Annotated in this window: 20 protein-coding genes; 5 read left to right on the top strand and 15 right to left on the bottom strand. The window is 46.1% G+C overall.

The genetic code is table 11. The features are described 5' to 3' along the window. Positions 1 to 154: 154 nt before the first annotated feature. The 3 genes from MHH76_RS04115 to MHH76_RS04105 form a co-directional block, all read right to left on the bottom strand. Complete coding sequence (locus MHH76_RS04115) at positions 155 to 1,357, bottom strand: GTP-binding protein (RefSeq protein WP_020450510.1); 1,203 nt, start codon at positions 1,355 to 1,357, stop codon at positions 155 to 157. Between the two features lie 65 nt (positions 1,358 to 1,422). Further along, the gene (locus tag MHH76_RS04110) at positions 1,423 to 3,096 is read right to left on the bottom strand and encodes a nucleoside recognition domain-containing protein (protein WP_020450509.1); all 1,674 of its coding nucleotides are present in this window, start codon (positions 3,094 to 3,096) and stop codon (positions 1,423 to 1,425) included. After that, positions 3,090 to 4,202, bottom strand: coding sequence for an NAD(P)/FAD-dependent oxidoreductase (locus tag MHH76_RS04105; protein ID WP_020450508.1), 1,113 nt, complete (start codon positions 4,200 to 4,202; stop codon positions 3,090 to 3,092). The genes MHH76_RS04110 and MHH76_RS04105 overlap by 7 nt, the downstream gene beginning before the upstream one ends. A 132-nt stretch (positions 4,203 to 4,334) precedes the next feature. Here MHH76_RS04105 and folE2 point away from each other — a divergent pair, with 132 nt between their 5' ends. Further along, complete coding sequence (gene folE2 / locus MHH76_RS04100; protein WP_023855779.1) at positions 4,335 to 5,237, top strand: GTP cyclohydrolase FolE2; 903 nt, start codon at positions 4,335 to 4,337, stop codon at positions 5,235 to 5,237. Positions 5,238 to 5,372: 135 nt separating this feature from the next. Beyond that, positions 5,373 to 5,648, top strand: coding sequence for a helix-turn-helix transcriptional regulator (locus MHH76_RS04095; RefSeq protein WP_075213022.1), 276 nt, complete (start codon positions 5,373 to 5,375; stop codon positions 5,646 to 5,648). Between the two features lie 29 nt (positions 5,649 to 5,677). Here MHH76_RS04095 and MHH76_RS04090 read toward each other — a convergent pair whose 3' ends face one another. Beyond that, positions 5,678 to 6,343, bottom strand: coding sequence for a DJ-1/PfpI family protein (locus MHH76_RS04090; protein ID WP_020450506.1), 666 nt, complete (start codon positions 6,341 to 6,343; stop codon positions 5,678 to 5,680). 125 nt (positions 6,344 to 6,468) lie between these two features. Here MHH76_RS04090 and MHH76_RS04085 point away from each other — a divergent pair, with 125 nt between their 5' ends. After that, complete coding sequence (locus MHH76_RS04085; protein WP_043054171.1) at positions 6,469 to 7,383, top strand: LysR family transcriptional regulator; 915 nt, start codon at positions 6,469 to 6,471, stop codon at positions 7,381 to 7,383. 29 nt (positions 7,384 to 7,412) lie between these two features. Here MHH76_RS04085 and MHH76_RS04080 read toward each other — a convergent pair whose 3' ends face one another. The 3 genes from MHH76_RS04080 to MHH76_RS04070 all read right to left on the bottom strand — a co-directional run bounded on the left by MHH76_RS04080 (position 7,413) and on the right by MHH76_RS04070 (position 11,564). Further along, a complete protein-coding gene (locus MHH76_RS04080; RefSeq protein WP_043054170.1) occupies positions 7,413 to 9,302 on the bottom strand; it encodes an ABC-F family ATP-binding cassette domain-containing protein in 1,890 nt (629 codons plus the stop codon). A gap of 84 nt (positions 9,303 to 9,386) precedes the next feature. Continuing rightward, positions 9,387 to 10,811, bottom strand: a complete 1,425-nt coding sequence (locus MHH76_RS04075) for a DASS family sodium-coupled anion symporter (protein ID WP_023855784.1) — start codon at positions 10,809 to 10,811, stop codon at positions 9,387 to 9,389. A 147-nt stretch (positions 10,812 to 10,958) separates the two neighbouring features. Continuing rightward, complete coding sequence (locus tag MHH76_RS04070; RefSeq protein WP_020450502.1) at positions 10,959 to 11,564, bottom strand: TetR/AcrR family transcriptional regulator; 606 nt, start codon at positions 11,562 to 11,564, stop codon at positions 10,959 to 10,961. 128 nt (positions 11,565 to 11,692) lie between these two features. Here MHH76_RS04070 and cyoE point away from each other — a divergent pair, with 128 nt between their 5' ends. After that, complete coding sequence (gene cyoE / locus MHH76_RS04065; RefSeq protein WP_023855785.1) at positions 11,693 to 12,610, top strand: heme o synthase; 918 nt, start codon at positions 11,693 to 11,695, stop codon at positions 12,608 to 12,610. A 157-nt stretch (positions 12,611 to 12,767) separates the two neighbouring features. Here the strand turns inward: cyoE and MHH76_RS04060 are convergent, their stop codons facing one another. The 7 genes from MHH76_RS04060 to MHH76_RS04030 all read right to left on the bottom strand — a co-directional run bounded on the left by MHH76_RS04060 (position 12,768) and on the right by MHH76_RS04030 (position 19,193). Beyond that, a complete protein-coding gene (locus MHH76_RS04060) occupies positions 12,768 to 13,619 on the bottom strand; it encodes a methyl-accepting chemotaxis protein (protein ID WP_043054169.1) in 852 nt (283 codons plus the stop codon). Positions 13,620 to 13,635: 16 nt separating this feature from the next. Beyond that, positions 13,636 to 15,093: an aldehyde dehydrogenase family protein gene (locus tag MHH76_RS04055; protein WP_043054168.1), complete on the bottom strand. Its 1,458-nt coding sequence runs from the start codon at positions 15,091 to 15,093 to the stop codon at positions 13,636 to 13,638. Between the two features lie 159 nt (positions 15,094 to 15,252). Next, positions 15,253 to 15,576, bottom strand: coding sequence for a DUF2178 domain-containing protein (locus MHH76_RS04050; protein ID WP_223254874.1), 324 nt, complete (start codon positions 15,574 to 15,576; stop codon positions 15,253 to 15,255). Then, positions 15,560 to 15,769, bottom strand: coding sequence for a helix-turn-helix transcriptional regulator (locus MHH76_RS04045; RefSeq protein WP_020450493.1), 210 nt, complete (start codon positions 15,767 to 15,769; stop codon positions 15,560 to 15,562). Before MHH76_RS04045 ends, MHH76_RS04050 begins: the two co-directional genes overlap by 17 nt. A 144-nt stretch (positions 15,770 to 15,913) precedes the next feature. Next, entirely contained in the window at positions 15,914 to 16,633 is a 720-nt protein-coding gene (locus tag MHH76_RS04040) for a YebC/PmpR family DNA-binding transcriptional regulator (protein WP_003179658.1), read from the bottom strand. Between the two features lie 119 nt (positions 16,634 to 16,752). Further along, on the bottom strand, positions 16,753 to 17,670 hold the full coding sequence (locus MHH76_RS04035; protein ID WP_080781391.1) for a DMT family transporter: 918 nt from the start codon (positions 17,668 to 17,670) through the stop codon (positions 16,753 to 16,755). 101 nt (positions 17,671 to 17,771) lie between these two features. Continuing rightward, positions 17,772 to 19,193, bottom strand: a complete 1,422-nt coding sequence (locus tag MHH76_RS04030) for a PLP-dependent aminotransferase family protein (RefSeq protein WP_043054166.1) — start codon at positions 19,191 to 19,193, stop codon at positions 17,772 to 17,774. A 136-nt stretch (positions 19,194 to 19,329) separates the two neighbouring features. On the opposite strand from MHH76_RS04030, the gene MHH76_RS04025 reads away from it, so the two are divergent. Further along, positions 19,330 to 20,217 (top strand): EamA family transporter, encoded by an 888-nt coding sequence (locus tag MHH76_RS04025; protein ID WP_043054559.1) that lies wholly within the window; start codon positions 19,330 to 19,332, stop codon positions 20,215 to 20,217. Between the two features lie 199 nt (positions 20,218 to 20,416). On the opposite strand, the gene MHH76_RS04020 is transcribed toward MHH76_RS04025, so the two are convergent. Further along, entirely contained in the window at positions 20,417 to 21,337 is a 921-nt protein-coding gene (locus MHH76_RS04020; RefSeq protein WP_339224031.1) for a DUF5655 domain-containing protein, read from the bottom strand. Between the last annotated feature and the right edge of the window lie 9 nt (positions 21,338 to 21,346).

Here is a 21,346-nt window from a genome sequence, read left to right as displayed (position 1 = left end):
CTCATATGTTAACCTATAAATAATTTAAGTTAACATTACAATAAAATATTAGTATTCCTTTCCTGATATGTCAACATGGTGTACAAAACACCGGTTTGTTTGAAATAAAAAAAGACAAAAGAGATATCTCTTTTGTCTTAATGTGGAAATTCATTTATCTAGCTCTTTCAATCTGCCAATCGAACGGGTCAGATAAAAGCGACCAGTCGTCCGCCATCTCCGAATCTGTCAAAAGGCATCGATCCGCTTCGGCGGTAATTTCTGACGGGGACAGATCCAATCCGATAAAGACGAGCTTTGTGTGGCGGTCTCCGAATTCTTCATTCCATTCTTTTAATAGCTCTGGATTCTGTCTGAGGATTTGCTCCTGTTCCGCCTTGGACAGCGCGGCCACCCAATAAGAGATCGGTTCCAGCGACACGGATGGGCCTGCCTGCGACATCAAAAGGGCAAGGCTGTTGCGCGTCGCACACCAGGCGATTCCTTTCGCCCTGACGACGTTTTCCGGCAGCGAATGAATCCAGTTATAAAACCGCTCGGTATGAAAAGGACGGCGCGCTTCGTATACAAACGAAGATATTCCGTATTCTTCAGTCTCAGGCGTATGCTGGTGGTGTCCTTCGTTTAATTCCCTGATCCAGCCTGCTGAGCCGCTTGCTTCGTCAAAATTGAAAAGACCGGTGTTTAAGATGACCTTCGGATCGACCTCTCCTTTGACCGCTCTGATGATGTTTGCTTTAGGCTGCAACGTTTTCAGCACTTTCTCAAGCTTTCCCAGATCTTCCTCGGAGACAAGGTCGCATTTATTCAAAATCAGCACATCGCAAAACTCGATTTGATCGATGAGCAGATCGGCGATATCACGTTCATCCTCTTCACCGACAGCCTCTTTCCGGTCCAGCAGGCTGTCACCCGACTGAAAATCGTGCCAAAAACGATTGGCGTCGACCACCGTGACCATTGTGTCCAAACGGCAGAACCGCGTCAAATCAATACCCAATTCTTCGTCGATGTAAGAGAACGTCTGAGCGACCGGGATCGGTTCGCTGATACCGGTCGATTCGATCACGATATAATCGATATTTCCTTGCTTCGCCAGTTTTTCGACTTCAACCAGCAAGTCCTCTCTGAGTGTGCAGCAAATGCAGCCGTTTGACATTTCGACCAGCTTTTCATCCGTCCTCGACAGGCCGCCGCCTTGCTTGACAAGCCCGGCATCAATGTTGACTTCGCTCATGTCATTAACGATAACGGCGACTTTCAGCCCTTGGCGGTTTTGCAATATGTGATTCAGCAGCGTCGTTTTACCCGCCCCCAGGTATCCGCTTAATACTGTTACAGGAATCCTTTTACTCATTTTTCCATTCTCCTTTCTCTTATCAAATCGTAATGATTACGATTTGTATTTTATTTCACCACAATTTATTTAAAAATGCAAAGTGTCAGCTTCCAGATGATCATGATGATCAAAACTGACACGACTGAAGTGGCCATCTGTTTTCCCATAATGGCTGCCGCCGTTTTCATCCCCAGTTCCTTGGCAATTGTCCAAACCGTCACCATGCATGGAGTAAAGGTTGATGCCAAGTAAATGAGCAGAAAGAGCGTTGCCCCCGGCAGCACATCAAGAAGCGCTCCATTCCCTTCATTGAACAAGAGAATGCCGTCTTTCCTGATCAGAGAAAAAACAAGGCCCGGCGCCGCATCTTCCGGAGCACCGAACAGGCTTAAAACAGGCGAGACAAGCAATGTCACAAGACGGATGACACCGAGTTCATTCAATACTGTCGCCGCCAGGCAAATGATGAGAAAGATCGGCATCGCCTGAAAGATAAATTGCTGAAGCACTTCCTTTACTCGAAAGACGATCCCTTTCCAGGACGGCATCTGTAAAAACGTTTGCCGGCGCTCGAAGTAAGCGGCCCATTTCTGATCAATGCGATACCATATCCGGTTATGAGCGGCTGCTGCGGCAACAAGAACAGCGAGGTAAGGGATAAACAGCCACTCCCTTCCCGCAGTATGAAAAATCGACAGCGTCGCGCCGATTTGGTAGCTGCACGCTGATCCGAAAGAAATAAATGATACACAACGCTTTCTCGTACACATGCTGCACGACCGCGTCTGCTGAACGGCAACGACATTGCAGCCAAATCCGGTCAAAAGCGGAACTAAATCGCGGCCGTTCAGACCGATCTTCCGCATCAGCGGGTCCAGTGAATCGACGATCCGGTCCTTTAAACCCGAATCATCTGCTGCCGCATTTGCTATAGACATAAACAAAACGACAGGAAACGCCCAAACAAACGAGTAAATGCCAAGGGATAACAGGCCATAATTCCCCGCCAATGCCGCGCTCAGCCATGACGGCAAGCCTCCGACCGCATTTTGGAGAGGTTCAACCGCCCATTCGTCCGCGTATTGCTGCATCCACTCTGATGTATGATAAGCCAATATGATCGGCACCATAAATAACAAACATAAAAGTGCAGTACTCACAACAGGCCCAACTACGGGACGATGAAACACAAACTGCTGAACAGCCACACTTTCAAGTTCAATCTGTTTCATCCGTTTCCGTTTCAGCGGATGAAATTCAGCCTCTTTTCTTAAAAAAGCGATGATATGCTCTTTTTTATCGTCTGTCACAGTTCTCGTATCAACCAGCAGGACCGGGAGACTGTGCTTGGCCACTTGCTCAGAAAGCGTCCGGCGCATGGCGTCCGTCATTTTGTCCTGAAACGTAACGATAAAGCAGACGCGCCTGGCATCCGGCGGAATCAGGTCCAAGACCGCGTTCACCTCTTCTGAAAAATGGGTGCCGCGCAAGACGGCAACCACCTCATCGGCCTTTTCGATCTCTTTTTTCAGCGCTCTTTTCGACACGCTGTCATCCTCCCGAATGCCCGGTGTATCAATGGCTTGCCAGCCCGGAAGGCTTTTGATCTCCCGTTCAGCCGCAAATATCGTCGATCCTTTCACATTGGCTGCTTCGCCTGCTCTCTGATCTGTGATCGCGGAAAAAAGCGTTGTTTTCCCGACCGATTCGAGTCCGATGAAGAGCATGCGCTGCCGCCGCGTTGGCTCTTTCAGCATTCACACTGCACCTCACAACAGCTCAAATCCGTGAGAAACATTTGATTTTCCCTGTATTCTGTCAGCACCTTTTCATCGATCGAAAACTTTCGTTTCTCCAACAAATGCTCGGCGATGACGGCGAATCGCTGCCTGAATTTATAAATGAAACAAAAGACGGCGTTTTGGTGCTGAACGCTCGGCCCGATTAAATAAAGACCGTCCGTCACGGTCGACATATCTTCATTCGTTAAAAGCGGTTTGCCGTTCTCTCCCCATTCAAACAAATGCTCGATTTGTTTTGCCCCGGAATGAAAGCCTGTCGCGATAATCGGCCGTGTTTCCGAGCGGATTTTCCTCCCGTCTGACAAATATAAATCATAGGCTGGTCCGTTTTTCGCCAGTTTCTCTACCAGGGCTTTTTCCAAAAACTGAACCTTCCCTTTTTCATACGCATCTTCAAGACGCTCCCATGTATAAGGTGAAAGCGACCGGCTTGGATCGGCTTCAGCGTTTTCGCTGAGCGAATTCGGCATCACAACCGTCACATCGCTGCCATAGGACGCCAGTGTAACCGCCGCATCCATTGCGCTTTCATAGCCGCCTACCACGTAATAATGGGCCTTTTCAAATTGGCTCCATCTGGCGACCTTGCTGTTGTGGATGCCAATCTCTGCACCATGAAACGAATATTTCGGAAATTGGAATTCACCGGCTCCCCAAATAACGTCTTTGGCCTTCATCATGCCTTTATTAGTTTCAACTGAAAAACCGCCGTCGTCTTTATAAACGTTGCGAACCGATGTGCCTTCTTGAATTGGAAGCTGAAAATGATCGGCCAAAAGCGCCAAATAATCTCCATACTCCTGCCCGCTCAAGTGCTCGCGGTGAAAAGTAAAGGCAGGGGATGTTCCCGGAGCAACAGCATTTAAATCCAAAGCCCCGAACCCCTGTCCGGTAAAGGACGGTGTTATCAGTTTCATTTCTTCAGGCCAGCTTCGAAATGAAGCTCCTGCACGGTCTTTTTCCAAAATCGCAAACGATTGAAAACCGAGTTTTTTCAGAACGATTCCCATTCCAATACCTGCGGGTCCCGCTCCAACAATGACGATTTCGCTATGCTGCAAAACAACCACTCCCTAAACGAAATCATTTCGATTTAATTTGCATGCTTTAGACATGACCACTTGATTTTATCACAGCATTCCCTCAAAATAAATAGGAACTATTTCGATTTACTATAGAAAGGGGTCTCATCAATGGAACGTATCCTGCATTTGCCCGCAAAACCCGAACGCCACCGCCGCTTCGGATCTGTCGAAGCCGTGAAAGGAATAAAACCGACCGATAAAGAACAGATGAAGGATATTCAAAATACACCGAACGACTATTTTTTTGACATTGACCATGTCGGTGTCTCAAACGTTTCGCATCCGATTTTGATTGCATCCTCGCTCAAGCCGTTTACACAAACGACGATCGGCGCTTTTTCCTTTACGACGAGCCTTGCGCGCGGCCGCAAAGGAATCAATATGAGCCGCCTGACAGAACAGCTGCAGCGCTATCACGAAGCAAACTGGACGATTGATGTCCATACACTGAAAGATTTTGCAAAGGATTTAGCCGACAATATGGAACAGCAAAGCGCATCCGTCTCTGTCAGTTTTCCATGGTATTTCGAGCGCCTTAGCCCGGAAACCAAACTGTCAGGATTGATGCACGCCGATATCCATATGACAGTCTCTTATCATGAAAACAAAGGCTTTTCACAAACCGTCGGCATCACGGCCCATGTGACGACGCTCTGCCCGTGTTCAAAAGAAATCAGCGAATACAGCGCCCATAACCAGCGCGGCATAATCAAGATCACCGCACATATCAATGAGCAGGCGGAGATGCCGGACGATTTCAAAACCGAGCTTCTTGCCGCAGCGGAAACGAACGCAAGCGCAAAGCTCCATCCCGTCTTAAAAAGGCCCGACGAAAAAAGAGTGACTGAACAGGCTTATGAAAATCCAAGATTTGTAGAAGACGTCATCCGCTTAACGGCTGCCGACTTATACGAAATGAACTGGATCTCCGCCTTTGAGATCGAATGCCGGAACGAAGAATCGATTCACATGCATGATGCGGTGGCGCGGCTGTCGTTTTCCAAAATATAAATCAAAAAGAGCTGCCGGTTTTTCCGGCAGACTCGATTCTTATGCAGTTTTTGATTGATTCAGCGCCCGGCTGTTTTTAAACAGGAGCATTGAAGAAATGTATAATACCGATGCAAACAGACAAACCGCCCTGACATCAGTTTATCCGCTGTTCTTTACGCCCTCAGTGATCAAATCAGACTTCAAATCATAAAAAATCTTGCAGAAGCCGGCGAACAATCGTGCAGCGCTGTTAACGTTCCCATTCCAAAATCAACCCTGTCTCATCACTTTAAAGTCCTTAGGGAATCGGGAGTCATTCATACAAGAATAGAAGGAACACAACGGTTTATTTCGCTTCGCCAAGAGGACTTGGACAGCCGTTTTCCGGGGTTGCTTCAAATCGTTTTACAGGCAGACGAACCGTTGTAAACTGCCGGGTTCTCCCCGGCAGCTTCGACTTATTTCTCTTTCCGCACGTATTCAATATCATCCTGATACTGGCTGTACCCCTCTTGATACTCCATAACACGCGCCGTTTCTTCTATGAAGCTTTCATCATAGCCCGCTCTTCTCAATAAGTGAAAGCCCATTTCCATGCCTGAAGCAATTCCCCCGGCGGTGATGATCCGTCCGCTGTCGACGATTCTCGCCCGGCTGACGCGGCAGGCCGGCGCGATGTCCGCCAAGCGGTCGATCGGTACTTGCCCCATCTCTGACGCCTCAAGCCGATCCGGCTCTTTCCGGCTTGTGGCGGAAAGCCCGTCTAAGAGCCCCATGCGCCCGTAAATCCATGAACCTGTACATACGCTCACCAAAAGCGTCGACTCAGGCAGAGAGCGGATAAACTGATGCAGCCGTTTGTTGTTGGTCTCCTGTCGTGTACCGAAACCGCCCGGAATTAAGAAAGCATCCATATCTGGCTGGTCATTGAAGCTGTAATTCGGATGAACGGTAAGCCCGGCTTGCGTCTGAACCGGTTTCATCGCATCCGCCACAAGAAAGGCGTCCAGTTCAGGATCGAGCCTCCTCGCCACTGAAAACACTCCGTATGGGGCGGCATAGTCGATGATTTCAGCATCCTTGAAAATGTACACGCCAAGTCTGAATCCTCTCGTTCTTTTCATTGTTTTCCTCCTCAATTTTTCTTTTATTCTTGCAAAACCTACGATATCATGGGGAGAGACATTTTACTTATGAATGATTACGATAGAAATCATTTTGATTTTCGATATCAAGGAGATGACAAGCTATGATTGAGCTTTTAGAGGGTAAATTTTTTAAAACCTTCATCGCCGTCATGGAAGAAAAAAACTTCAGCCGCGCCGCTGATCGGCTGGGGTATGTACAGTCGACAGTCACCAGCCATATTCACCTTTTGGAGCAGGCTTGCGGACAGCGTTTGTTTCACCGGCTGTCAAGAGGTGTGAAGCCGACACCGGCCGGTTTGAAGCTAAGTAAATATGCCTATCAATTTATTCATTTAGGCAGCACCTTGGAAGAAGCGATGAATGAACTGGATCAGCCGCAAGGAACCGTCCGCATCCGCATGCAGGAATCGTTTTTTCTGACGCGCGCGTCTCTCCTGATCCGGGATTTTATTAAAGAATATCCAAAGATCAGATTGCAATTGGAAAACGGGTTTCAACACGATATCGTTCAGCAGGTGCAAAATCATGCCGTCGATTTCGGAATCGTACCGCAAAATCCGAATAGGCCCGACATCCTTTTTACCCCTTTGCTCGAAGAAAAGCTGGTGTTCATCGCTTCCAATGATCTCGCTGAAAAGGTTGAAACTGAGAGCCTTGGCGCTCTTAGTCGTGAAACATTCATCAGCTTCGGCACAAGCTGCGTCTACCACACAAAAGCGGGCAGATTATTGCAAGATGCCGGGATTGAAGGAAACAGCGCCCTGGAATACCCAAGCATCGCCATGATCAAAGAGGCGGTAAAATGCGGCATCGGCTTTGCCTTCATTCCTGAAATCGCCGTCAAACAAGAACTTGAAGCCAAGCAATTCAAACTGCTGCCTGTGACTGCCCCGATTGTCTCCACCCACGGGCTCATCGTCCATCAAGACAGAGAGCTGAGTCTGGCGGCGTCTTTATTAAAGGAAAAATTAATCGGCTATTTTTGTAACGATGCTGAAAAAAGCCCGACAAATTAAAAACTGCCGGGATTTCCCGGCAGCTTCCATTACAATTGTTCCAGCTCCTCGATCATCAGCGACAGCTCGGTCCAGCGCTCCATTGCCTCGTCAAGCTCTGCGGCTGTTTGCGCCTGCTCTTCCATCAATGTCTGAATCTTGGCGAAGTCGCTGCCGGCGGCGGCGATTTCCTCTTCAAGCCGTTTATGCTTTTCTTCCAGAGCGGCGATTCTGTCTTCGATGCCGTCCCATTCCAGCTGATCTTTATAAGACAGCTTCTTTCTTTTCTTTTTCTCAGGTTTGGCAGGTTCTGCGGCTTCAGGCGCCGGCTTTTGACGGCTGGTCTCCTTTTGCTTCTCCATATATTCGCTGTATGAACCTTGAAAACGCGAAACGTTTCCGCTGCCTTCAAATACAAGCAGCCTGTCGACGACACGGTCAAGGAAATAGCGGTCATGGGAAACGGTCACGACAACGCCGGGAAACTGTTCCAAATAATCTTCCAGCACTCCGAGCGTCTCGGTATCAAGGTCGTTTGTCGGCTCATCAAGGAACAGGACGTTCGGCTCTTCCATCAGCACTTTCAAAAGATAAAGGCGCCTCTTTTCTCCGCCTGACAGCTTGCGAATCAAGTTGCGCTGCATGCTCCGCGGAAAAAGGAACCTTTCCAGCATCTGCTCAGCTGTGACCACTTGTCCGTCGGCCGTTTTGACGACCTCAGCCGTCTCCTTAATGTATTCGACGACCTGCAGCGCATCGTTTATTTCGCTGTGATCCTGTGTATAGTATCCGATTCTTACAGTCTGGCCGATCGTGATCTGCCCTCCATCAGGCTTGACGCGGCCGGCAAGCGCGTTTAAAAGCGTTGTTTTGCCGATCCCGTTCGGTCCGATGATGCCGATCCGGTCCCCGGGCACAATCAGTTCATCGAATGAACGGACAAGCTGATTGCCGCCGCGGCTGATGTCAACACCTTCCCCTTCAATCACCTGCTTGCCGAGACGGTGGGAGCCGATGGCGAAATCAAGGGAAGAGCCGGTTTCAGGCGCATCTTGTTCCTTTAGTTCCTCCACCCGCTGAATTCTTGCTTTTTGTTTTGTCGAACGGGCTTTGGCTCCTCTTCTCAGCCAGGCAAGCTCCCTTCGGAGAAGGTTTTGCCGCTTCGTTTCGCTTTGTTCGGCGAGCGCTTCTCTTTCGGCCCGCTTTTCCAAAAACACTTCGTAGTTCCCTTTGTATGTGTATAGGCGCCCGCGATCCAGTTCATAGATCCTGTTTGTCACCCGGTTTAAAAAGTAGCGGTCATGGGTGACGAGGACGACGGAGCCCGGATACCCGCTCAAATAGCCTTCAAGCCATTCGATCGTTTCATTGTCCAAGTGGTTTGTCGGCTCATCCAAAATGAGGAGGTCAGCAGGCTGAATCAATGTTTTCGCAATCGCAACCCGCTTTTTTTGCCCTCCTGATAGCGAGCTTACTTCTTTTGCCACATCCGCGACGCCAAGCTTCGTTAAAATCGTTTTTGCCGCTGTATTCGCGTCCCAGGCGCCGTGTTCGTCCATTTTCCCCTGTGCCGCCAGCAGGTTTTCCTGCTTCTTCGGATCATCAGGCGAAGCATTCAGCTCCTGAAGCGCCTGCTCATACGCCCTCATCGTCCGCATCATCACGGAATCTCCCGAATAAATGTGCTCAAGTACGGTTTCCGGACCGTCCAAATCAGGATCCTGATCCAAGTACTCGATATGGAGGCTGCCAGGCTTGGTGATGTCTCCTTTTTCGGTCGATTCATGGCCAGCGATCACTTTCAGCAAACTGCTTTTTCCCGTTCCGTTCGGTCCGATCAAGCCGATCCGTTCGTTTTCTTCGATATGAAACGATATATGGTCAAATAATGTTTTATCTCCGTAAGTTTTATATAAACCTTCCGCTTTAAAAATGCTCATCTGTCTACCAATCCTAACGTAATGTCATAACCTTATTTTAATGCAGATGATGCAAGAAAACTAGTGAGAGCTTTTTCACGGACATTACAGGAAGACGGCCGGAAGCCAGAAATATACGCTGATCACGATCAAGACGACACCTGCGATATTGAGCCAAAAGCCCGCCCTGACCATGTCCTTCATCGTCAGCAGATTGGAGCTGAAAACGGCCGCATTCGGCGGGGTGGAGATCGGGAGCATAAAGGCGCATGATGAAGCAAGCGCAGCTGCCGCCATCAGCCCGTACGGCTCGACCTGAAGCGCGGCGCCAAGGCCGATCGTCATCGGAATCACCATATTGGCGACAGCCGTATTAGACATGATTTCGGTCATAAATAAAATCGCAGCCGTCAAAATGATCAGTACAAATAAGTAAGGATGGCCTTCCAACAGCTTTAGCTTGCCGCCGATCCATGCCGTCAGATTGGTCGCCGAAAAACCGGCCGCAAGCGACAAGCCGCCTCCAAACAACAGAAGAAGCCCCCATGGCAGCGTCTGCATATCCTTCCATTCCAAAATCCGTTCATCCTTTGTACTCGGAATTAAAAACAGCAAAACCGCTCCGAAAATCGCAATCGACGTATCTGAAATTTGAAACGGCAGGATGAATTTGAACATCCACAAACATGCGGTCAACAAAAAAACGGCAAAAACCGATTTTTCCTCCCTCGTCATTGCGCCAAGCGCCTTTAAATCATGATCGATAAAATCAGGTTTTTTTCCTTGAAAGGCGCTCACTTTAAATTTTATTTTCGTTAAATAAACATATAAAATAGCAAGAAACAGAACGGAAACCGGGAACCCGAATAAAAACCACTCAAAAAACATAATTTCGTGATTGAGCATCTGTTTTGACATCGCGGCAAAGACCGCATTCGGGACGGAACCGACCAATGTGGCAAGTCCGCCGATCGAAGCCGCATACGCGACAGCCAGCAAAATGCTTTTGCTGAACTTCTGCAGCGATTCGCCTTTTAAAATTTCTTTTTCCTGCACTTCTTTAATAACTGCAAGCGCTACGGGAAGCATCATCAAAGCGGTGGCAGCATTCGAAATCCACATCGATAAAAATGCCGTCGCCGCCATCACGCCGAGCACGATTCGATGGCTTTCAGCCCCGATCCGCTTCAAAATATGCAAGGCCATCCGTTTATGAAGATTCCATTTTTCGATGGCGATCGCAATGATAAATCCCCCCATATACATAAACACAATCGGATCGCCGTATGCTTTGGCCGTCGTTTCCATATCTAAACCGCCCAATGTCGGCAGCAAAATGACTGGCAAGAGCGATGCCGCCGGAATCGGCACGGCTTCCGTAATCCACCAGACGGCCGTCCAAGCTGTAACCGCAAGAACGATCCGCGGCGCGTAAGCCAACTCAGCTTCCGGTATCAAGCCGAGAATCAGCAAAAAACTGATCGGCCCCAATAACAATCCGGTCAGTTTAGTCGGTGTATATACTCTCATTTACCCCTTCCCCCTTTGAAAGCGATTTCCCATTCTTCACTTTCGCTTCGCCCGGGGAAAATTCCTCTAAAAAATTTAAAATAAAATTTAAATTAATGTATCACACTGAGCCTAGAAATTGAAAAGTACAACTTTTCTATTAAAAAGTCACTCAGAGGCTGAAAGCAAATTTTTTAGCGCTTTTCCATATAAATTCATCGGGACGCTTTCTCCATTAATAAAATTGAATATCGCAAGACCATTTTCGAGTGAAAAAATAGTCCAAGCGATTTCTTCCGAAGATAGCGTAACCTCATGATTCTCTTTCAACATTAGTTTCGCGACAGACTTGGAGATCCGGTCCACAGACTCCCTGATCATGCAAGACCATTTGTAGCGCACTGACTCATTACGCATCACATAAAGAAGAAATTCCATATTTAAAATCATCCACTTTTGATTTTCTTTCACCACTGAGACAAAATGATCATTCATTGTTTCAATAAAATATGAAAGTGAATGCTGATTATTTATGATTTGATCGATGTTATTCACTTGTAAATTCATTTGTTGTTCCAATAAGGCCAGAAAGAGCTCTTCCTTAGATTTAAAATTGGAGTAAACCGCTCCTTTGCTAAATCCGGCATGTTCAGCAATTTTTTCAACAGAAGCCCCATGAAAGCCAAGCTCCGAAAAAATCTCAACAGCCGATTCTAACAACAATTGACGTGTTTCCTCTTTTCGCTCTTTTTGGGTTAGCCTTCTTCTAAGCATTCTTCTTCCTCCTCTTATTGACAATCATACTGTTCAGAATTAACATACCATATAGTATGTATATTCTAAAAGGTATCACTAGCACTTCACTAAATCAACGTGTGGCCATTAAAAAGAGGAGAAGAATCATGCAAATTGAAAATAATATCAAAACGGATAAACGACCTGTGTCCATCATATTGTCAAAAACCATTAAAACAGGAATTATTAAATCTAACCTTATTCCGATGTTTTCTGGATTAACATTATCTTTATATACTTATAAAATCAGCCTTTCTGAGAAATTACCAGAAATATTTTTTGCATTAATTGGGTCTATTTTAGTAATGGGAGCGGCAGGAGCTTTTAACAACTTATATGACCGGGATATAGATTCTATTATGGAGAGAACCAAAAACAGACCAACCGTTACAGGAGAAATAAAGCCTAAAACAGTTCTATGGCTCGGTATCTTTATGATGATTTTTGGTGTAATAATCCTTGGTTTCACCACCTCTCTGGCAGCACTCCTAGGGTTTCTAGGATTGTTTTTTTATATTGTCCCGTATACCATGTGGAGTAAGAGAAGAACAGTTTACAATACAGAGGTCGGGAGTATCGGCGGAGCTATGCCGCCTCTTATTGGATGGTCAGCTGTCTATCCGGACATCACACATCCTGCTGTTCTCGGTCTTTTTGTGACATCTGTGATATGGCAAATGCCTCATTTCTATGCTATAGCCATTCGAAAAAATGATGAGTATAAGGCTGCGAAAGTTCCAATGCTCCCTGTTATCAAAGGAGTTAAAAGAACATATATACAAACTAATATTTATTTAATCATCCTTATCGGGACAAGTCTCCTTTTTATTTCTTTGAGCCTCGGCATTATGCTTGTTTCCCTTATATTAGGTGTCATATGGTTGGTTCTTAGTGTGTATGGTTACAAAAAAATGGATTCAGAGAAATGGGCAAAATCCATGTTTATTTACTCTCTGATTCATATGACAATTCTTTTTTCGACTGTCATTATCTATTCTCTTATTGGAGTTATTTTCAATATATAGTTATTTGATATCGTCTCTTTTACACGTTTGAAGGAATTCCAGTGTGACGGGAAAGAGCATACTCATGGGCCATATTTACGGCAGTCATTTCAATCGCTAGTGTAGTAGTGTTAGTAAAAAAACTGCCGACACATTGTCAGGCAGTTTTTTTCTATATCTAGTCTTCAAAATGGTGTTCCGCCATCTTGGCGAGGTTTTGCGCGTTGCTGCTGATCTCCTGCATGGTGGCGGAAATTTGTTCAACGCCGGCGGCCTGGCCGCTCGTATGTTCATTGATGACTTCGATCGATTGCTCAAGGTCTTTCAATAACGCGTGGATTTTCTTCGTGATTTGATCAATCTGACCGACGTTTTCTTTTGAGTGTGTCGCAAGCTTGCGGATTTCGTCGGCGACGACGGAGAACCCTTTTCCTGATTCTCCGGCTCTCGCCGCTTCAATCGCCGCGTTCAGTCCGAGCAGGTTGCTTTGATCTGAAATACCTTTTACGGTAACCGAAATTTTCTCAATTTCTCCGGCGCTTTCACTGACTTCTTTCGCCTGCTTGGAAATGTCGGACATTTGTCCGGAAAATCCGCTGACAGATTCGGCGATATCCTGAATGGCTGAGGCCGTCTGTTCGACGATGACCGACAGGCTTTCCGCGACGCGGTGAAGCTGATCCGATTTTTCAAGACTCGTGCCGAGTCCGACTCCGCCGATAACTCTTCCGTTCTCGTCATGGAGCGGGATCGCTCTCGCCGCAAGAGGAAAGCCGAACAGCTCCTTAGGCACCATGCTCACTTTCTTTTTGTTTTGGCGGATGGCGTCTGTAATAATATCGCCTTCCTGCAAAGGATCACCCGCTTTGACATCAAGGGAAAATGTCTTTCCCGGAATGTTGACGATCAGCTTTTCAGTATCGTAAATCCCCACTGTCACATCGTCCTGAATCAGCTGATTCAGAAACGGCGCCACTTTCACAAAAGCATCCAGCAGCGGGTGGATGTCCGTTTTTACTGCTTCATTCATGTATCAAATCCTCCTTTTAATATGGAAAAATCCTTTTCTGGTGCTGGACGGAAATCCATTTTAACGTTGTAAATTCGTCAAGGCTCCACTCACCGTTCAGCCTGCCGATTCCAGATTGCTTTTCACCGCCGAAAGCGACATGTGGCTCGTCGTTGATCGTTGTGTCATTGACATGGATCATGCCCGTCTCGATTTGCTTCGCGATGGCAACGCCGCGCTCCACATTTCCCGTGTGTACGGCTCCGCTCAGTCCGAACGAAGTGTCATTCGCGATCTCAACCGCTTCTGCTTCGGTCTCAAACGGCATGACGCACACAACCGGGCCGAACAGCTCTTCCTTGGCGACAGACATGTCAGACGTGACATCCGCAAGAATCGTCGGCTCGACGAGATTGCCTTTAATATCGCCTTTCAGAAGCGGTGTGGCGCCTTCTTCGATGCCTTTCTCAATCGATTTTCTTAAATGTTCAGCTTGGCGTTCATTAATGACAGGGCCGATCACAGTTTCAGGATCCAGCGGATCACCCGTTTTAAACCCGGAGATTTTTTGGCTGAACAGCTTTAAAAATTCCGGATACACTTCTTTTTGAACGAGAATCCGGTTGGCCGACATGCAGATTTGCCCCTGATGTGTGAAGCGGCTGAAAGCCGCGGCATTGACAGCGTATTCCAAATCGGCATCCTCAAGAACGATCAATGCGCTGTTTCCGCCGAGTTCAAGCAGCGGTTTTTTAAAATGTTTGATCGCCAGCTGCCCGATATAGCTGCCGACCTTCGTTGATCCGGTAAACGAGATGATTCTCGGAATCGGGTGCTCAACGAAGCTGTCGCCGATTTCCCCGATATCCGTGACGACAACATTCAGAAGTCCCTCCGGAAGACCGGCTTCTTCAAAAATCTTTGCAATCAGCGTGCCGCCGCAAATCGGTGTTTCTTCATGCGGCTTTAAGACAACGCCGTTCCCTGCGCCAAGCGCAGGTGCAACCGATTTTACAGATAAAAAGAACGGAAAGTTGAACGGACTGATGACACCGACCACTCCCGCCGGAATGCGGTATATCCGATTTTCTTTCCCATCAACCGGTGAAGGGAGAATTTTACCTTCCATTTTGAGCGGGAAACCTGCCGCTTCTTTGATCATATTGACGACAAGATCGATTTCAAAAGCCGCTTTCAGCCGTGTTCCGCCAAGTTCCTCCATAATGAGGTACACGATCGCTTCTTTATTGTCTTCAATATAAGCCGCGGCTTTTTCTAAAATCGCTCTTTTTTCATAGGGATTGATGTTATCCCATTTCTTTTTCGCCCCAAGCGCAGCTTTGTACGCCGCATCGACATCCTCCCGCGTCGCTTTCCGAAAAGAGGTAATCGTTTTATGGGTAAAAGGATTCAGATCGGCCAAGACGCTTTCACTTTGGCCGTCTCTCCATTCCCCTCCTATGTATTGACGGTTGAGGTCAGTCATTTGAATCATTCAGTCCATCTCCTATCAAACAGTTTTGGGAAAAGTTAGACTACATCTTATGTATCGGCAGTCTTTCAAGAAAATTCAATCTTATGGGTCTTTTGGATATAAAAAAAGATTTTACCGATAAATCGGTAAAATCCGGATACAAAGGGGAACAGCACCATCTTAGTTTTTCTGCGCAAGGTAAACGGTTGTGATCAGCATTGATAAACATTGCAGGATATATAAACCTGTTATTAAGAAAAATGAAAAGGAAATCCCTTGGAAAATAATTGCCAATGTCCAGGCCATTAAAATAGCCGCCATTGTAATGTTCCAGGAGAGCGCCTTAGCCTGATAATTAATTTTCTGCTGGCGTTCATCGAACAGCCTCTCTTTTTTTCCAATCCGTTTGTTCACACTGTATATAATTACGATCCCGAGCACGCCTATTCCTAAACCTGCTAAAGCGATCAGTGTGTTTGTCATCGTTTCAGTCAATATTTTCATCCCCCTCAAAAATAAATAAATCTTCAATCAGACATTCAAAAATTTGAGCCAGTTTATGCGCCAGAACAAGTGAAGGTTTATACTTCCCCTTTTCAAGGGAAATCACCGTTTGCCTTGACACATCGAGCCTTTTAGCCAGTTCTTCTTGTGTCATGTTCAGCGAAGTGCGCTTTTCCTTTATTAACGTTTTCATCTTTCCTCCATCGGAATGTAAAGTTTACTATACGTAAAGTATACTTAACAAAAAATCAGGTGTCAAGTTAACTTTACAAATAAAAAAAGATAGACAAAACAGACTTTCGCCTGTTCATCTATCTTTTTACTTCACGATTTCTTTTTACGCCCCTAAATCGACATTATGGTAAACTTGCTGAACGTCTTCCAAATCTTCCAGCGCGTCAATCAGTTTTTCAAACTGCGCGCGCGCATCCTCAGGAAGGGCGACGTCATTTTGCGCGAGCATGGTCAGCTCGGCCACCGTGAACTCTGTGATGCCGGCGTTTTGCAGCGCCTCCTGTACGGCGTGGAACTGATCGGGCTCGGCATAGACGATCACCGCATCGTCTTCTTCTAAAATATCACGGACATCAATATCCGCTTCCATCAATAATTCGAGCGTCTCATCAGCCGTTTTCCCTTCAAAGCCGATGACGGCCGTCGGATCAAACATGTAAGCGACAGATCCGCTCACACCCATGTTTCCGCCGTTTTTGCCAAATGTGGAGCGCACATCGGCAGCCGTGCGGTTGACGTTGTTTGTCAACGCGTCAACGATCACCATCGCTCCGTTCGGCCCGAAGCCTTCATAGCGCAGTTCGTCATAATTTTCTTCAGAACCGCCCTTCGCTTTTTCAATCGCCCGCTCAATAATCGCTTTCGGGACATTGTATGTTTTGGCGCGCTCTAGCACGAATTTCAGGTTCTGGTTCAGTTCGGGGTCGGGCTCTCCCTGCTTTGCCGCCACATAGATTTCGCGGCCGAACTTGGCGTAGATTCGGCTCGTATTCGCATCCTTGGACGCTTTCTTCTCTTTTATATTGTTCCATTTACGGCCCATGATGTAACCACTCTCTTTCAACATTGAATCTTTCATTCACAAAATCTATTATACCGCAGGGCCAGGCGATTTCATCAAATTGATGCATCGAATTTACGACATTTTTTTGGAAATCCGTCTTAAGATGCGAGTTTTCCGCTGTCTTTCTTCTGCTCTTTTTTCAAAACAGTAATGAAAATTCCTGCAATTACAAACACGATTCCGGTCAAATGAACCAGTGAGAATTGCTCCTTCAAAATGACGCCTGAGAGCACAACGGCCGATACGGGGAGAACCGAAGTGAAAATCCCGGAAACGCTCGCCGGCACTTTCGTCACGCCATTGTACCATAAGTAAAAAGCAAGCACCGTAACAATCAGCGCGTAATAAAGGACATATGACCAATCAAGAAGTCCGGGACCGCTAAAATCAAACGAGACAGCCTCAATGACCGCAAACGGCAGAAAAAACAAAAAACCGAACAAGGAAACAAACGCCGAAATCGCCAATGCGGAAATATGAGGCGACAGCAATTTTGCCATTAGCGTAAACATCGCTTCACCGATCACTGCGGCCGCGATTAACAGATTTCCCATCAATGCATAAGGGCTCCCTGCTTCGCCGCCGGCCCCGAACAGGTTGATCGCCATCACGCCGATAACGGCCAGCACGATGCCAGCGGCCATTCTCTTTTCTATTTTTTCTTTTAATAAAAAGAAAGCCAAAATACCGACAGCCATCGGCGTCGTGCTCGTAATAATGCCGCTTTCCATCCCCGTCGTCAGCTTAACCCCGTAAAGCATGCAGATGCTGAACAGAAAGACACCCGTAAAAGACTGCAGCAAAAGAACAAAGACATCTTTTTTCGATAGAGCGGGAATGCCTTTCTCAATCCAAAAAAGCAAGATCATTAAAACGGCAGCCGCGATAAAAAAACGAATGCCTGACGACAAAAACACCGGAATCGTCTTCACCATCAGCTTGCCGACAACAACCGAACTCCCGACGATCGCCATGGCGAGAGCTAAAGAAAAATAAACTGAAATTGGGTTCCGCATAAGGTTTCTCCTGTCATGATGTATTTAAAATCCTTTTTAAGTTTAACAAAAATAAGGTAAAATTTATTTCTTTTGGAATAAATATTTTCAACTCATGCACATCAACCAGACAGCATTTTAATCAGTCCGCTTAATTGCGTAATCCCTTTCTTCAGGTCTTCACAGGAAGCAAATGCATATGACAGCCTCATGTAATCGCCTCTTTCCTGCCCGTATATGGCGCCGGAATTAAAGAGAATTCCTTTTGAAAGTGATTTGGCATAAAGAGTTTTCATGGATACCGGCGGCAATATCTTCAGCCAAATAAAGAAGCCGCCTGCTGGAACGCTCCATTCCGCGAGTCCTTCCAACTCTGTTTTTAACACATGCAACACAAAGTTTCTTCTTATTTTTAGCTGTTCTCTGACGTTTTCCAAATGTTTCTGATAAAGCCCAGATGTCAGCCATTCGGCTGCGACTCTCTGAGACAGTGAACTCGAGCCGTAGTCCGTCTGCATTTTAATATCTGATAAACGTTCAATGACCGGCTCCGGGCCGACGATCCAGCCGATTCTTAATCCCGGGCTCAACGTTTTCGAAAAACTGCCAATGTATAAGACGCGGCCGTTTTTGTCCAACGCTTTCATTGGAGCAGGCGGCGGTGCATCAATCCATAATTCGCGGTATATATCATCTTCAATGATAGGCAGGTGGTGTTGTTCGCTGAAAGCCAGAATCTCTTCCCTCCGCTTTTTGGACATTAACACTCCGGTCGGATTTTGAAAACAAGGGTTGGTGTACAAAATGGCTCTCGTCCGCATGTTTGGCGTCATCTTGATGCTTTCTGGCATGAGGCCTTCTTCATCCATTTGCAATCCGGCCATCCTCATTCCCGCAGATTGAAAGACATGCAGCGAATAAAGGTAAGACGGCTGATCAAGAAAAACGGTTGATCCGCTTTGCAAAAGCCCCATGGCGATTAACTGCAATGCTTGCAGCGCGCCGGAAACGATTAAGATGGAAGACGGGGAAGCGTGGATGCCGACCGTTTGTAAATAGCTGCTCAACGCCTCTCTTAAAGGAAGATAACCTTTTGGCTCCTCATACCCAAAGGCATCCATGTTATGAGCAACCTTCTCCATCATCTCCTTCATAATGTCCAGCGGAAACAATTCATTTGAAAGTTCGCCTTTGCTGAGCTGTATCAATGTTGAATTCGATTCAGATTGATTAATCTCCTGAACCGTTTTCCGGCTGGGCTGCTGGAATCCGGCTGCCACGTATTTATCCCAATCAGGGGTCGAATGTTTGGCCAACAATGTCCATGTATTGTTTATAACGATCGTGCCTTTCCCCATTCTGCCTTCTATTAATCCATCGGCTATTAATTCTTCCAAAGCTGTAATCACCGTGCTTCTGTTCACAGCGAAATGTTTGGCCAATGAACGCTGACTCGGAATTTTGGTGCCGATCGGCCATTCTCCATTTGCAATCTTCTCTTTTATAAATTGAATGATTTGTTTGTATTTTGGCACGCGGGGCATAAATGGATCTCCTTTTATCGATAAGTGGTTGGGTTTATATTCTCAAAACTGGTTGAAGCCATTTTACCAAACGTCCATTAAGATGGATACACACATTTAAACCGGTTGGTTTTTTTAAAAAGGAGATTGAAAAATGATGAAGAAACAGAGGATGTACATCATGTTGTCATACTGCCTGATGATCGGCTTTTGGGCTTCGGCTTTTCCGGGGATTCGAGTCGGGCTGGAGGATTATACGCCTCAGCACCTCACATTGCTTCGGCTGCTGTCAGGTTCTTCGGCTCTAATATTGCTGGCTGCTGCCGTCCGGATGCGCCTGCCGGAAGCAAAGGACATCCCCATCATTTTGCTGCTCGGTTTTTTAGGATTTTCCGCTTACCACACATTGCTCAATCAAGGCGAGGAAACGGTCAGCGCTGGAATGGCAAGCCTCCTGGTCACGACAACGCCTATTTTTTCAGCATTGTTAGCGAGGCTGTTTTTCGCAGAACGATTTGGTGCAGCGAAATGGCTCGGATCAGGGATCAGCTTTTTAGGCGTCATGCTTATATCACTCGGCGTCGGAAACTTTGAAAACACGGCGGCTGGGGTGTTGTCCATTTTACTGGCCGCCATATGTGAAAGCATCTATTTCGTTTTTCAAGAGCGCTACATTCAAAAATACGGTTTTATCCCATTTGTTTCATATGCGATTTGGGGAGGAACGATCCCCATGCTGTTCTTTTTGCCCGGGCTATTAGAAGAGCTTTCTCATGCTTCCATTCAATCTACTGCAAGTGTTGTTTATTTAGGATTGCTCCCTACAGTTGTCCCATATTTTGCGCTTGCTTATATCACCTCGTACAGAGGATCTTCAGAGGCCGCGATTTCGCTTTATTTAACGCCAGCCGCAACACTTTTCATATCATGGGTATGGATAGGCGAAATTCCCGCTTTCCTATCACTTGCCGGGGGAATCATAACGATAGGCGGTGTACTGTTTACATACAGAGGAACGAAAAATAGCATTTACAAACTCGAATAATTTAATTCTGCTTATCTCCAAGAAAACTAGAAAGGATGTCCGGACCCGGGGGCATCCTTTTTCAATGGAATGGGCGCCGCTTGCGAAAACGAAAATTTCCCAATGGATGCTGCAATCTCGTTTTATTTTTTAATCGATCAGTTGTCAGGCAAAGAATGGTTTCACATTAGAAAAAAGCCTTTTTATATGGAAAAGGCTCTTAAACTTTATTTTTCTCATAAACTTGTTTAACCAAATCAACAATATATTCGATATGTTTTTCATCATCGATTTGAATTTCATAATCACCGTTCCCCCAGTGGCCGGTGTTTGCGACATCCCTAAATAAATCCATGGGATCATCTAACTCGCCTCTTTTGGCATTTATCCAAATTTTTAAGCCCTTTTTTAAGAGAAGAACGTCTACCATGTTACGCTTATGAACAGTAAATGCGATATATAGCTTTGTTACTTTGACAGATATGTTGTCACCCACATTTAAAATCTCTTCTTTTAACTGCTGGTATAGATCAATCACCTCACCAGGCTTACGGACTAGATGATCTTCTTCTGTGAAAACTTTGATTTCCCTGCTCACTTGTTCAATTGCTTCACTTTGATTCGAAATTGTGTTTATCGACCCTGATGCCCCATTTGGTCTGATAGGATTCATTTGTAGCAGGTCATTTTCATACCTTTTGATTTCCCACAATTCCATCGGCAAATCTCTAAAATTAATGGATTCCTTTTGGTGTGTAGTAAACTCAGGCGAAATAAAGATGACCCTTGATTGCGACCAATCGACACTGTTCCTTTTTAAAAGCTTCTCTTGATTTTCATTATATTCAAGAATAAAGTCAGCTTTATTATTAAGCATGATGGACAGATAAGCATAGCCTTGATCTATTACACTTGAATATTTCTTGTTTTTATATTCAATAATAACAAACGATTGTGTCTGGTCATCAAATGCTAGCGTATCAATCCGAAATCCGGCGACTCGAAACTCAGAGGCAATGAACTTGAGGCCTAATAATTGCTTTAAATTTTTTTCACATAGGTGCTGTATGTCTTTTTCTTTCTCAAACGGTATTTCCCGGATTTCTTTCATATCTTGATGGTGTAATTGAAAGAGATTCATGGCTGCGCT

It is taken from the genome of Bacillus sp. FSL L8-0193 (assembly GCF_037976065.1).
Taxonomy (GTDB): Bacteria; Bacillota; Bacilli; order Bacillales; family Bacillaceae; genus Bacillus; species Bacillus paralicheniformis.
Note: the sequence above shows the minus strand (reverse complement) of the source record. Positions and strands in the feature narration are given on the sequence as shown.

Coding starts and splice junctions, on each gene's coding strand:
- MHH76_RS04115 (WP_020450510.1), bottom strand. CDS start 1,357: ATGAGTAAAAGGATTCCTGTAACAGTATTAAGCGGATACCTGGGGGCG.
- MHH76_RS04110 (WP_020450509.1), bottom strand. CDS start 3,096: ATGCTGAAAGAGCCAACGCGGCGGCAGCGCATGCTCTTCATCGGACTC.
- folE2 (WP_023855779.1), top strand. CDS start 4,335: ATGGAACGTATCCTGCATTTGCCCGCAAAACCCGAACGCCACCGCCGC.
- MHH76_RS04090 (WP_020450506.1), bottom strand. CDS start 6,343: ATGAAAAGAACGAGAGGATTCAGACTTGGCGTGTACATTTTCAAGGAT.
- MHH76_RS04085 (WP_043054171.1), top strand. CDS start 6,469: ATGATTGAGCTTTTAGAGGGTAAATTTTTTAAAACCTTCATCGCCGTC.
- MHH76_RS04080 (WP_043054170.1), bottom strand. CDS start 9,302: ATGAGCATTTTTAAAGCGGAAGGTTTATATAAAACTTACGGAGATAAA.
- MHH76_RS04075 (WP_023855784.1), bottom strand. CDS start 10,811: ATGAGAGTATATACACCGACTAAACTGACCGGATTGTTATTGGGGCCG.
- MHH76_RS04070 (WP_020450502.1), bottom strand. CDS start 11,564: ATGCTTAGAAGAAGGCTAACCCAAAAAGAGCGAAAAGAGGAAACACGT.
- cyoE (WP_023855785.1), top strand. CDS start 11,693: ATGCAAATTGAAAATAATATCAAAACGGATAAACGACCTGTGTCCATC.
- MHH76_RS04060 (WP_043054169.1), bottom strand. CDS start 13,619: ATGAATGAAGCAGTAAAAACGGACATCCACCCGCTGCTGGATGCTTTT.
- MHH76_RS04055 (WP_043054168.1), bottom strand. CDS start 15,093: ATGATTCAAATGACTGACCTCAACCGTCAATACATAGGAGGGGAATGG.
- MHH76_RS04050 (WP_223254874.1), bottom strand. CDS start 15,576: ATGAAAATATTGACTGAAACGATGACAAACACACTGATCGCTTTAGCA.
- MHH76_RS04045 (WP_020450493.1), bottom strand. CDS start 15,769: ATGAAAACGTTAATAAAGGAAAAGCGCACTTCGCTGAACATGACACAA.
- MHH76_RS04040 (WP_003179658.1), bottom strand. CDS start 16,633: ATGGGCCGTAAATGGAACAATATAAAAGAGAAGAAAGCGTCCAAGGAT.
- MHH76_RS04035 (WP_080781391.1), bottom strand. CDS start 17,670: ATGCGGAACCCAATTTCAGTTTATTTTTCTTTAGCTCTCGCCATGGCG.
- MHH76_RS04030 (WP_043054166.1), bottom strand. CDS start 19,193: ATGCCCCGCGTGCCAAAATACAAACAAATCATTCAATTTATAAAAGAG.
- MHH76_RS04025 (WP_043054559.1), top strand. CDS start 19,330: ATGAAGAAACAGAGGATGTACATCATGTTGTCATACTGCCTGATGATC.
- MHH76_RS04020 (WP_339224031.1), bottom strand. CDS start 21,337: ATGAATCTCTTTCAATTACACCATCAAGATATGAAAGAAATCCGGGAA.